The following is a 12,510-nucleotide window of genomic DNA, read 5'->3' as shown; positions in this document are numbered from 1 at the left end:
ATCATCAGCAATGTCATTAAATAGTATATACATAGTAAAAGTGTATAGTAATCATTCGTTGTTATTCTGACTTTGTTTCATGCTCTGGTAAACGAGATATTAAGGTTTTTACCGCTTTTTCAAATTTAGGGCGCGCCATCAACAATTGATGACCGCAACCTTGGCAGACGATTAAAAAATCTGTGCCAATCCGTTTCACTTCCCACTCGCTACTACCGCAAGGGTGTCGTTTTTTCATGCGTACCACGTCGCCTACATAATATCTAGTAAAAGCCATTGTTCCTCCTATAGATGTTATCATATGCATATAATTATACAGCAACGGAGCATCTTAATTATACAGCATATTTTATTATTTCTATTTTTCTGTTAAATTCTCCTTTAAGGGGCCATAACTTTATAAAAAGATCCTAATATATGCCGTTACATTTTGACATTCATCTCATCCTTAATCAATAATGATTTTCCATTTTGTTTTTAATTATCAATATGAGTTCTAACCTATAAATAGGAAGCCCTCTACTATCTAGTTCTATAAAAGCCCGCCGTTACTACATTGATAATATTTATCATTTAAAAAAATTATAGATTTTTTTGAATTTACCTCTTGCATTTCTCAATTAGACACGTTATAATGTAGTCAACAATGATTATTCGTTAGGTATGCGAATCCATTGTGTAGTGTATAGAGGCAAGTGCCTCATATCAGTTAAGTTAAGTACATATTTAGAACTAGGCAAGTGCCTAATCTAATGTAAAGACAAGTGTCTTATTATGTTACAGTCTCGACCAAGGGGTTTAGAGATATATGTAAGTATCTTTTTAGACATATCCGTAAGTACAAAGGAGAAAGAAAAATGGCAGAATTAAAAGGCTCAAACACAGAAAAAAATCTTCAAGAAGCATTTGCAGGCGAATCTCAAGCGTTCCAAAAATATACATTCTACGCAGCAGCAGCTCGTAAAGCTGGCATGAACCAAATCGCTGACTACTTCGAAGAAACAGCTCACAACGAATCCGCACATGCTAAATTGTGGTTCCAAGCTCTTCATGGTGGCGACATCTCCGCTGATATCGAAGCCAACCTTCGTGACGCAGCAGCTGGCGAAAACTACGAGTACACTACAATGTACAAAAACTTCGCTGATGAAGCAGAACGCGAAGGCTTCGCTAAAATCGCTTACCAAATGCGTGAAGTAGCTCGCATCGAGTCCCAACACGAAGCTCGTTACTTAGCATTAGCAGCTCGTGTAGCTGGTAAAACTGTATTCCGCAGCGATGACGGCCCTATCGCTTGGATCTGCGCTAACTGCGGTTACATCCACGTTGGTGAAGAAGCTCCAAAACTTTGCCCAGTATGTGCTCACCCACAAGCTTACTTCCAACGTCACGTTGAAGCTTACTAATCTGTAAGTAAAATTACACATTACGACCAAGTGGTCTTAAAAAGCCCCATCCGCGGATGGGGCTTTCTTTTTGTGTTCTTATCGAGATTATACACTAAAGACTCTATTTACATGTACTCTTAATATATACCTTACCACTCGTGATACGCCATATGATTGACCGGTCCACTCCCTCGTCCCAATCCAGGATTCAGTTCTATGGCTTTCGTTATATATTGTTTAGCTAATCCTACAGCATCAATGATGCTCTTCCCTTTCGCTAGCTCTGCTGTAATGACAGCAGAAAAAGTACAGCCTGTACCATGAGTATGTTTCGTATTAAACTTAGGGCTGCTCCAGCGATAGCTTTCACCGGTGTGCAAAAATAAATAGTCCACCGCATCGATGCCGATATGCCCGCCTTTAATAATCACCCCGTGAGGACCTAATTCCTTAATAATAATGCGACCAGCTCGGTAAATGTCGTCTACTGATTCGATAGACATGCGGGCTAGCACTTCTGCTTCACTGCGGTTAGGCGTCACCAAAGTAGCTAAGGGTATCAGTTGAGACTGCAACGTCTGCACCGCTTCATGAGAAACCAATCGGTCTCCACTGGTAGCAATCATAACGGGATCCATAACATAAACAGGAGACTTTTTAACATAAGGATATATAATATCCATCATTTGTGCCGTCCCAATCATACCAGTTTTTATCGCATGAGGCGGAATATCGGAATAGACTGCATGCAGCTGCGCTTCGATAACCGGTAGTGGCATATGCTCTACTAATTGTACGCCTGTCGTATTCTGCGCCACTACCGAAGTAATAACAGCCATACCATACACATGACGACTTTGAAATGATTTTAAATCTGCCATAACACCAGCTCCGCCGCTAGGGTCAGTGCCAGCAATCGATAATGCAGTGCGTAATTTCATCATCTAGCCTCCTCAAATAGTAATCAATCCATTATCACATGCCCAATGGTGATCTGCTACTGTATCTACATCATTGATATTATGGGTTACCCATAAACAAGGTACTTGCCATTCTCGAATAATTCCTACTAATTCATCTCGTACTTGATGATATAGATTCCAATCTAACGCCGATAATGGTTCGTCTAAAAGAAGTACGGTCGGTTTAGAGTATAAGGCACGCCCTAATGCAACTCGTTGTTGTTCCCCTCCCGATAAGCGTCCAGCCTTCGTATGACGATATACTTCTAAGCCAAGCCGCTTTAAAAGAACCTCACAAGTCTCTTTTGTACCTCGATTGCTATAGGTAATATTGTGCTCCACCGTCATATGAGGAAATACAATATTCCCTTGTGGCATATAGCCTACTTGCCGCTTCTGTACCGGCACCCAAATACGATTCATCCCATCAAACCAAGCGGTATCATTATAATAAATAGTTCCTTCGTCAGGCTTGACAAGGCCTGCAATACTTTTGATAAACGTAGTTTTACCACTCCCCGAAGGACCAGTTAATACAGTAATCCCCGATGGTAATGTGCCCGTTGCTTTCACAGTGAAAGTCGATCTTGAAACAGAAAAATCAAAAGTAATCATATAATCTCTCCTATTAACGACTTTCATTATGACGGAACAATGCCCCCTTCGTGAGTAAATGAATGCTACTCAATAAGGCTAATGTAAGAACACAAATATAAATGACGAACTCAAAAGCCTCTGTATACTGGCCCGCTTCCACATAAGAATAAATGGCTAACGGCATCGTCCGAGTAAGACCAGGAATATTACCAGCAATGAGAATGGTGGCCCCAAATTCGCCCATCGCCCGACAAAAGGCGAGAATAGCGCCTGTAACAATCCCTTTCCACGCTAACGGCATGGATATGGTCAAGAAGATGCGCAATTCCGAAGCCCCTAATGTACGGGCCACATCTTCTATATTGTGATCCACCGATTGCAAGGCGGCCCGCACTGTTTGATAAAACAACGGAAAGGAAATGACGGACGATGCAATAATAGCACCTAACGCAGAAAAAACGACACCTATGTGATGTGCTTCTAACCAGGCACCAAAGGCATAGCCAGGAGAAAACACCATCAGCAAAGCAAAACCTACCACTACGGGCGGCAATACTAAAGGTAATGTAACTAGCGAATCGATGATAGCAATCACATTACCGCGCCATCGATTCATCCAAAAACATAGGCATAATCCAGTAATAACTACAATAATAAGAGCTATGGTGGCAACACCTATGGACAACCAAAAAGGACTCATCCTAACCTCGCTTACTGAGCACTCGTAAAGCCGTATTTTTCTAATACAGCTTGGCCTTCTTTAGATACGATATATTGATAGAAATCGCGAGCCAATGTATTGTCGTATTTCTTAATAATACCGATAGGATATATAACAGGATCATGGGAATCACTTGGAGCAGTAGCTGCAATCGTAACGGTATCACCAGCGGCAATGGCATCTGTTTTATACACAAAGCCTGCATCCCCTGCACCTTGACTAATGGCAGCCGTAACGGCTTTCACATCTTTAGCATACACAACTTGTGGTTCTACTTGCTCCCATAAGCCTAAATTGGTCAATGTTTGTTTTCCATAATTCCCAGCTGGCACTGTTTCTGGATTGCCCAATACAAGGCGGTTCACTGTAGGCAATTGATCGATACTGATCATGTCACGGCCATGAGGAACGATAAGAACTAATTCATTCGTAACGAACGGCTTTACATCTGTCATCAAGCCTTTTTCTTCTAACATAGTCATATTTTTTTCGTTCGCTGAAATAAATAAACTAGCTGGGGCGCCTTCTTCAATTTGTTGGCGCAATGTTCCAGAACCAGCAAAGTTAATGGCAATTTGATCATCTTTCAAATTGTGCGCTTGCTTATAGTTATCGGAAAGCTCCGTTAAAGCGCCTTTCAAACTAGCAGCAGCCTGGATAACAATTTTATCGTCCCCTTGCTTAGTATTGGAAAGACCACAACCGAGCGACACAAGGAGAACACAAATCATCATACATAGAAATAGAAATCGTTTCATGCTTAACCTCCTGTACAATTATCCTCTTCAAACCAAATTTACACGACCAAGACATACAATTTTGTTTATCTCATAGGTACAAATCAATTTATTTATCTTACAAGCATATATATACTTATTATACATCTAACATACATCGATGTATATTAAAACCATGGAATATACTACAATGTATATTAAAACAGAACTATATTATATTTAAGGATGTAGTGCTATAATAAAATTAGTCAATACTCTAATTCATCAATAAAAAGAATCAGGTGAGATCATGAATCTGTTCACGATTATGGGGCATATTTTTATTAATTCTATGGTTCCCATATTTATGCTCATTGGTATGGGCATTCTATTAGATCGAAAGTTCAAGCTCGATTTATATACGCTGAGCAAGCTTAATTTCTTTGTATTACTGCCGGCTTTCGTCTTTAAATCGCTGTACGAAGCGCATTTCAGTTGGAGTACCATAGAAATTATATTATGTGCCATTACGGTACTCATAGCGAATTATTTTATAGCTCATATAGCAGGGACGTTACAAAACTATGATGCTGCTAAACGAGCAACCTTGCGAAATTGTGTCATGTTTAATAACTGCGGCAATATGGGCGTCGCCTTAGCCATCTTCGTATTCAGCAATGTGCCGTATATCATAAATGGCGAAACACCTTATGCGAATTTAGGTCTTCTCATCGTCGTATCGATTATGGTCGTCCAAACGATTACGAGCAATACCTTCGGGTTCTATCAAGCTGGTACCGGCCGACTAACAGCGCAAGAAGCCATCAGCGTCGTCCTTCATATGCCTATGATTTACGCTGTGCCCCTCGCTTTATTGGCCAAACTATTGCCTTATGATTTACAATCTTGCTTTGCCTATGCGCCACTCACTATCTTCGCTCATGCTTTCGTAGGGGTTGCCATGATTGCCTTAGGTGTACAAATCAATCGAACACCATTTAACTTCTGGAAGAAAGATGTACTCTTAGCCGCCTCCCTCAGACTTATCGGGGGACCGATTATAGCGGCCATTATGACTACCTTATTTATCGTCTTCTACGCCCCCATGCACCCTATTGCAGCACAAGCAATTGTCATTACCTATAGTGTACCGTCCGCCATCAATATGGCCCTCATCGCTATTGAAATGAGAAACAATCCAGAATATGCTACACAAATCGTCATGAGTACTACTATATTATCAGCCATTACAATGCCTATCTTCGTCACCATGGCGTACTATCTATTCCCACTCCATTAGACTATGAAAGCAACATAAAACAACTATTAGAATAAAAGAAAACATAAAAACCGCCTTCCTTAACGTTAGACCAAAACTCTAACGGCAAGGAGGGCGGTTTTTCTATTGATGGGCTACGTGATCCATACCCATGCGAATTAAAACTTCTACGTGGTCATCATTTAAGGAGTAAAATGCAGTTTTACCTTCTTTGCGATACGTAACAAGGCGCGCTTGTCGCAATACCCGTAGTTGATGGGAAATCGCTGATTGTCCCATTTCCATTGTTTCTGCAATGTGGTTAACACACATTTCATTTTCTAACAACAAGGATACAATTTTTAGCCGTGTTGGATCTCCTAAAATTTTGAATAACTCCGCTAAATTCAACAACGATTCTTCGCTCATATAATCCCTTTCTACACCGGCATCTACAATATCTATATCTATATTATAACTAAAAAAGGCTTTGTTCCAATAACAAAGCCTTTTGCAGATTACTTAATAATCAATACTGGGCAAGAGGAATGGCTAGTTACATAACTACTTACGCTACCCATGAATAAGCCTTTCAATGGTCCTAAACCACGGCTACCCATTACGATTAAATCAGCATCGTATTTTTTAGCCACTGCTAATAAAGCTGGTCCAGGAGAACCTACTTCGAATACGCTTTTCACTTTCACGCCAGCAGGAATTTCTTGTACTACATCATTTAAAATTTCTTTCCCTGTTTCTTCCATATCTTCCGCGATTTGCTCAGATACATAGCCACCGCTAATTGGCGTTTGGTCGAAATTAGAAATGGCAGATACGATATTCGCTACGTGAACGATAATCAATTCTGCTTGATTTCGATCTGCTACAGCTAAGGCATGCTCTAAAGCACGTTTTGCATTTTCAGAACCATCAGTAGGTACGACAATAGTTTTGTAAGTAACCATAATAACCCCTCCTATTTCTAATCCCTCATCGGGGATATGATTAAAAACCTCTTCGTTTATATAAGTATAAACGCTACAACTTATCTTATACTTATATATTCTTTACGAATTGAGCAAATCCCTCTTTTTCGATTAAGATTTATATACATTATAGCATATTTTTCCACACATAAAAGGATTCCCTATGAATTCAGTATCCTAAAATATAGCACCTATGAAAGCACGATAACAAGATACTACTGAATTACAGCACTGTCGACGAATTATTGATGGATAAGGAATTATTCAGTTTAAAGCCATCCAAAATATCTACCAATGGTTCTGTCGTCAAATCAGTACCTACAGGAGCCACTAAACGGGCCACCCCTACATTGCCACCACTACCGAGAATGATGGACGCTGCAAAGGCTACTGGCTCAGCTGCCGATGTATCAGACGTATCTGGATTTTTCATAGTTCCTGCCATATAGAAAAGAACGTCTCCATCGTTGATATGCGTTTCATAACGGTCGATATTCGCTTGGTTAACTTCTACTAAAGATTTTATATATTGATCCCCTAGCATTTGTTTCCCCATCATAGTAGGCATAGCAGAACTAACTGCTTGAATAGGGACTGCAAAACTTTCTACTTCGAGACGGATAGCATCTTTTTTAAAGATAATCTTTTGTGGGTCTTTGACTTTAGAGAACCCTTTTGGATAAGCAAATTTAATGCCTTCCGCTACCGTAATATCACCGGTGCCTGTTAAGAATTGTTTAACACCGCCAATATCAAAAACATCTTTCTTTTTATTGAGCAATGCAAAGGATGGAATTACTGTTTCCAATATTCCTGGCTCCATATAAGCAGACCCTTTGAGCGGATAGGTGCTGGCTAAATTATAACGATGTGTTGGGTCTTTTTCCATAATAAATTCTGCTTCAAATAAAGATTGTCGACTCCCTTCAGCCGGCGTTGTGCCACTCGCTTTATGCGTGATTTTACTCCATCGTGCCGCTTGAGATCCTTTTTTCTCAAAGAGCCCCCCGCTAACGTCATTATTGTCGAACACACTACTATGTTGACGCCAAATGCGTAAATATTGATCGTCCGTCATACCTTTAATAGGCACATCATACCATGTCGTATTCCATACTTTTTGAGATACTTTTCCTTGTGGCGTATTATTTCTCTTCGTGAAAGATACCGTATACGTCTCTTCTTGGTTAGGACCTGTTAAATTAAAGGAGTATCCTTGAATATGCTCGCTTTCAGTGCGCACATCCATATCGACCATAACGCCATCGTTAACGCGCCAAGGAATGATGAAAGTATATCCATTTTTACGATCTTTCACGATGGTATTCATTTTCGTAGCATATTCTTTGTACTGCTCCGGCAATACCATCATAGCCCCTTCTTGAGAAGCGTGAATTGCTTTTGGTGCTGCCACTTTATCAGCTGCGTAAGATGCGACAGGCATTATAACAAATAATCCTGCTAATGCAAGAATTGGTAATTTCATATCATTCCGTTCCTTCTTAACTATTATGTAAACTCCTATGATAGTTACTATGAAAGTATTATAACATATTGTCTAAGAAAGCTTTTGTTCTAGGCGATTGAGGGTTGGTAAAAATTTGTTCTGGCGCTCCTTCTTCTTGAATAACGCCATCAGCCATGAAAATAATGCGATCCGATACTTCACGAGCAAAATTCATTTCGTGTGTGACAATAATCATGGTCATATTATCATCCGCCAATTGCTTAATCGTCTTCAACACTTCTCCTGTCAATTCAGGGTCAAGAGCCGACGTCGGTTCATCAAACAACATAATTTCTGGACTCATCGCTAACGCGCGGGCAATGGCTACCCGTTGTTGTTGACCGCCTGATAAACGAGATGGATACATATCTCGTTTATCCCACAAGCCCACTTTATTAAGCAATTGTTCTGCCATAGGTAAAATATCAGCATCTTTCATGCCTTTCACCATGCGCGGTGCAACCATAATATTTTCAAGAACCGTCATATGCGGGAACAAGTTAAAGGACTGAAATACCATGCCCATGCGAAGCAATAATTCTTGTTGCGTCGATTTATTAGCATATCGTACGGCACCGCTTTCATCAGTGCTAGCCAATACGATGCCATCCACAGCAATAGATCCACCGTCGATGGTTTCCAATTGACCTAAACAGCGCAAGAATGTCGATTTGCCAGACCCAGAAGGACCAATGATAGATACGATTTCCCCTTTATTCATTTGTAGTGAAACGTCTTTTAATACACTTTGATTATTAAATTGTTTCTCTATGTGCTCCATATTTACAAAACTCATAAGTACCTCTTATTCATCATATACAGAGAAACGTTTTTCTAAGTAATTGAAGATATTCGTCAAAATAAACGTGAAAATCAAATAGAATACGGCTGCTACGAGGAATGCAGAAATATCAAAATCTCGTTGTACAATGGACTTCGTAATCCGCAAAATATCGTTCATCGCCAATACATATACTAACGATGTATCTTTTAACAAACTAATCGTTTCATTTGCTAACGGAGGTAACACTCGCTTAAACATTTGTGGCAAAATAACGATGCGCATTGTTTGCATATAAGTAAATCCAAGCACTTTGGCACCCTCATATTGACCACGAGGTATAGATTGAATGCCACTACGAAAAATTTCACATAAATAAGCTGCATAATTAAGTACAAACGTAAATACTGCTGCTGTAGCATCATCCATTTGGATCGCTCCATCAGTAATGATCGGTAATGCATAATAGACGAACAAAATTTGTAACATCAATGGCGTGCCACGCATTAAGTATACAAAAGCATCTACTATTTTATCTATTAATGGCAAGTTAGATAATCGAATTAATGCTAAGGCAATACCGCCTGGAACGGACAAAATCCATACTATGCCAAATAATGATACTGTAATTTTCAACCCTTCTGCTATAGCGGGGGTAATCTGTAATAAATAATCCATTACGTACTCCTTTAAAGACGACTAAAGAAGAGGCTCTACAACCTCTTCTTTATCGCACTATAGTTAATTATTTAGCATCTGCTTTATCTAAATCAGTAGCATTGCCAAACCATTTTTCTGCAATTTTATCAGCAGAACCATCTTTTTTCATATCAATTAAAACACTGTTGAATTTATCGCGTAAAGCAGTATCTTCTTTACGGAAACCTACACCGAAATCGTCAGAACCGTAATCTACACCTTCTACGATTTTATATTTACCTGGTTCTTTTGTCATTAAGTAGCGAGAAATAACACCGTCTGCTATAACTGCATCAATACGACCAAGTCCTAAATCCATAAAAGCGCTTACAAAATCAGCATACGCTTTCGTATCTTTTACTAATTTGCCACTTGGATCAGCAGCTAAAGCCTTTTCACCAGAGCTTGCTTGCTGTACACCAACAACCTTACCAGCTAAGGACTCTTTACTAGTAATAGAATTATCATCATTACGAACTATAATATATGCTTTATCTTTCATGTATGGATTAGAGAAAAGGATATTTTGTTTACGTTCTTCCGTAATTGTCAAGCCATTCCATAATGCATCAATCTTTTTAGACTTTAATTCTGCTTCTTTACTAGACCAATCAATCGCTTTGAATTCTACATCCATACCAGCGCGTTTTGCTGCTTCTGTTGCCATATCAATATCAAAACCAACTAATTTACCGTTTTCATCCTTAAATCCCATCGGTGCAAATGTATCATCTAAACCAACAACAATCTTTTTCGGTAATTCATTTGTCGTTTTAGTATCACTGCCGCAACCTGCTGCGAAAGCCATCATAGAAACTGCTGCTAGGCCTAGGGCCATCATTTTTTTCCAATTCATAAGAAACCTCCCATATAATTGATTACTATACATAATTTATGGGAATCCTACAGTCATATTAGAGGTTCCCTTTAACTTATGAACCCATTATACTTTAGTATATTAAAGTTGTAAAGTATTAAATAAAAAATTTTTAATTTTCTTTAGACTTATCTTCTCGATAGTCTTGCAAAGCCTCATACATTCTCATTTTATCTACATAGGATACTAATTGTAAGTCTAAAGGTATTACATAAATCCCACCGTGCGGTGTGACAGCTTGTAGCTCTTTCCATTGCTCTGTAAAACCAACAACCCTATCAAAAGGCACATACACATAGTAATCATCGCTATGCAAGATACTATAAAAATAATCTCGAAAGGTCGTAGGCCTTCGTTTCACAACAAAACCGTGTTCACAAATATACACTAACACTTCATCTAAACTATGCATCCACCAGAAAATAGAAAATAGCAACATATAAAATAATACTTTTGATCCTATTTCACTAGGCATCCATTTGATTAGCGCCACGCATAGTAAGAGCCCTATGACTCTACCAATCCATTTAATCCCTTTATGAGTGCTTACCTCATAGGTGACCTTGCCTCCGCCGAAACGTTCTACTACTTCGTTTGGTTTCATTGCCGCTCCTTTTTAACTTTTTCTAAAAGTGCTTTAGATTGTTCTTCTTTTTCTTTAGCGTCTCTATATAGTTCTTCTACTATCCGTTTATCTTTTGGAGTCAGCTCATCTATACTTTCTATAATAGTAAAATTAGGCCAATACGTATAAGATAAACGTTTTAAAGTACTATGATATTTACTGACTCGATCCTGCCACGTTAATTTGTCATAAAACTTTTTATCAGGGAGCTTTATTATCGAAGGGAATATAGGTCTAAGCGAAACAATAGTAATACCACTCTTACCATATATATACATATAGTTATCTACTACCTTATAGGAATATATATGTCCCTCAAACCCTTCATCCCACAAGATATCTCTAAATGTATGTTTGCTATATAGTTCAAATCTGCCTAATGAATAAAATTGGGCATGATGATCTAAGAAAAACATAACAACAGGAAACATAAGAAAAACTGTAGTTATAAAGATTAGAATATATTTAATCATAAAATTCCCCGCTAATAAGGTTACATGAAACTATCCTGTAAGATTAGCCAATAAGGCTAAGCACTATGAAAGCAATTCTCCCTCATTTTCATTATACTCTAAACAGACTTATCTCATAATCTTCACTAGCAAAAATAACCTCCATTTCAAACTTATTTATACTGATTATCATAAATTATCGCTCCAGTTTTTTCTATCGTGTAAAAAATCTACCAAGAACTTGGTTTTCAGCATTTGAAATAATGTCGAAAACCTTTTATATGCCCTGTGACTCGAAATTATTTTTACGGTCTTTTAATATATTATAAACTTCCAATTCCTTTAAAGAGAGCAAGCTTTCATCATAAATAATTTTAATTTTTCCATTATAATAATGTTCATTCTTATAAATTAATGCTTTTGATTCTGTGTTAATTTTATCTACATATGCAATAATCATATCACTCTTAAAAAAAAGTTTGTTCTCAAGAATCAAAAATACTCCTTCTTTATAGGCGTATATGTAATCACTATCTTTATAAAAAGATTGTCCCTCAGTCATTAAATTAATACCTACGGATTTATCAGATATACTATTATATCGACCGATAATTACATATTGATAAGCATAGTAGTCAAATGCAACCCGACCTACTATTGGTAAATAAAGTACCAAAAATGCAGCTACGATGGCCAAACCAATATTCCGAATACCTATCACTATATTATAAATCACCTGACTCACTTTTCTCATGACACTCCCCATGCTAAGTTTTACAAAATACATACAAAATTTACAGAGAGGAACCTGTTACAATTTATAATATGATTTTACTAAACACATATACACTGCACTATTTATTCAGGCTCTCTGTCAAATGTTGGGGTGCTTATCCCTAATCATTTGTTTGGCACCAATCACTTATGTGGTTGGTGCCATT

16 protein-coding genes are annotated in these 12,510 nt (G+C 38.2%); 2 read left to right on the top strand and 14 right to left on the bottom strand.

Annotated elements, in window-relative coordinates; genetic code table 11:
• Nucleotides 1-61 precede the first annotated feature (61 nt).
• A complete protein-coding gene (locus NFR29_RS01925) occupies nt 62-277 on the bottom strand; it encodes a DUF951 domain-containing protein (RefSeq protein ID WP_251422426.1) in 216 nt (71 codons plus the stop codon).
• Between the two features lie 580 nt (nt 278-857).
• Here NFR29_RS01925 and rbr point away from each other — a divergent pair.
• Nucleotides 858-1,406 (top strand): rubrerythrin, encoded by a 549-nt coding sequence (gene rbr / locus NFR29_RS01920; RefSeq protein WP_251422423.1) that lies wholly within the window; start codon nt 858-860, stop codon nt 1,404-1,406.
• A 131-nt stretch (nt 1,407-1,537) separates the two neighbouring features.
• Here the strand turns inward: rbr and thiD are convergent, their stop codons facing one another.
• Genes thiD through modA form a run of 4 tightly spaced genes read right to left on the bottom strand, consistent with a single transcriptional unit; the run spans nt 1,538 to nt 4,426 of the window.
• The gene (gene thiD, locus NFR29_RS01915; protein ID WP_251422801.1) at nt 1,538-2,329 is read right to left on the bottom strand and encodes a bifunctional hydroxymethylpyrimidine kinase/phosphomethylpyrimidine kinase; all 792 of its coding nucleotides are present in this window, start codon (nt 2,327-2,329) and stop codon (nt 1,538-1,540) included.
• A gap of 12 nt (nt 2,330-2,341) precedes the next feature.
• A complete protein-coding gene (locus tag NFR29_RS01910) occupies nt 2,342-2,965 on the bottom strand; it encodes an ATP-binding cassette domain-containing protein (RefSeq protein WP_251422420.1) in 624 nt (207 codons plus the stop codon).
• Between the two features lie 13 nt (nt 2,966-2,978).
• Nucleotides 2,979-3,647, bottom strand: a complete 669-nt coding sequence (gene modB, locus NFR29_RS01905; RefSeq protein WP_251422417.1) for a molybdate ABC transporter permease subunit — start codon at nt 3,645-3,647, stop codon at nt 2,979-2,981.
• An 11-nt stretch (nt 3,648-3,658) separates the two neighbouring features.
• On the bottom strand, nt 3,659-4,426 hold the full coding sequence (gene modA / locus NFR29_RS01900; protein WP_251422414.1) for a molybdate ABC transporter substrate-binding protein: 768 nt from the start codon (nt 4,424-4,426) through the stop codon (nt 3,659-3,661).
• Nucleotides 4,427-4,694: 268 nt separating this feature from the next.
• On the opposite strand from modA, the gene NFR29_RS01895 reads away from it, so the two are divergent.
• Nucleotides 4,695-5,684, top strand: a complete 990-nt coding sequence (locus NFR29_RS01895; protein WP_251422411.1) for an AEC family transporter — start codon at nt 4,695-4,697, stop codon at nt 5,682-5,684.
• Between the two features lie 102 nt (nt 5,685-5,786).
• On the opposite strand, the gene NFR29_RS01890 is transcribed toward NFR29_RS01895, so the two are convergent.
• From NFR29_RS01890 to NFR29_RS01850, 9 genes are all read right to left on the bottom strand, one after another.
• On the bottom strand, nt 5,787-6,071 hold the full coding sequence (locus NFR29_RS01890) for an ArsR/SmtB family transcription factor (RefSeq protein WP_251422407.1): 285 nt from the start codon (nt 6,069-6,071) through the stop codon (nt 5,787-5,789).
• Nucleotides 6,072-6,160: 89 nt separating this feature from the next.
• Nucleotides 6,161-6,607, bottom strand: coding sequence for a universal stress protein (locus tag NFR29_RS01885; RefSeq protein WP_251422404.1), 447 nt, complete (start codon nt 6,605-6,607; stop codon nt 6,161-6,163).
• Between the two features lie 244 nt (nt 6,608-6,851).
• Nucleotides 6,852-8,114, bottom strand: a complete 1,263-nt coding sequence (locus tag NFR29_RS01880; RefSeq protein ID WP_251422402.1) for a hypothetical protein — start codon at nt 8,112-8,114, stop codon at nt 6,852-6,854.
• Nucleotides 8,115-8,172: 58 nt separating this feature from the next.
• On the bottom strand, nt 8,173-8,931 hold the full coding sequence (locus NFR29_RS01875; RefSeq protein ID WP_251422399.1) for an amino acid ABC transporter ATP-binding protein: 759 nt from the start codon (nt 8,929-8,931) through the stop codon (nt 8,173-8,175).
• A 9-nt stretch (nt 8,932-8,940) separates the two neighbouring features.
• The gene (locus tag NFR29_RS01870) at nt 8,941-9,594 is read right to left on the bottom strand and encodes an amino acid ABC transporter permease (protein ID WP_251422396.1); all 654 of its coding nucleotides are present in this window, start codon (nt 9,592-9,594) and stop codon (nt 8,941-8,943) included.
• Between the two features lie 67 nt (nt 9,595-9,661).
• On the bottom strand, nt 9,662-10,471 hold the full coding sequence (locus NFR29_RS01865) for an amino acid ABC transporter substrate-binding protein (RefSeq protein WP_251422393.1): 810 nt from the start codon (nt 10,469-10,471) through the stop codon (nt 9,662-9,664).
• A 133-nt stretch (nt 10,472-10,604) separates the two neighbouring features.
• A complete protein-coding gene (locus NFR29_RS01860) occupies nt 10,605-11,096 on the bottom strand; it encodes a hypothetical protein (RefSeq protein WP_251422390.1) in 492 nt (163 codons plus the stop codon).
• Nucleotides 11,093-11,590, bottom strand: a complete 498-nt coding sequence (locus NFR29_RS01855) for a hypothetical protein (RefSeq protein ID WP_251422387.1) — start codon at nt 11,588-11,590, stop codon at nt 11,093-11,095. The genes NFR29_RS01860 and NFR29_RS01855 overlap by 4 nt, the downstream gene beginning before the upstream one ends.
• 256 nt (nt 11,591-11,846) lie before the next feature.
• Nucleotides 11,847-12,323 carry a hypothetical protein gene (locus NFR29_RS01850; RefSeq protein ID WP_251422385.1) on the bottom strand — a complete coding sequence of 159 codons (477 nt, stop codon included), beginning with the start codon at nt 12,321-12,323 and terminating at the stop codon, nt 11,847-11,849.
• Between the last annotated feature and the right edge of the window lie 187 nt (nt 12,324-12,510).

It is taken from the genome of Veillonella agrestimuris (assembly GCF_943193065.1).
Taxonomy (GTDB): Bacteria; Bacillota; Negativicutes; order Veillonellales; family Veillonellaceae; genus Veillonella; species Veillonella agrestimuris.
The sequence above is the reverse complement of the archived record's forward strand: the minus strand, read 5'-3'. Positions and strand labels throughout refer to the sequence as shown.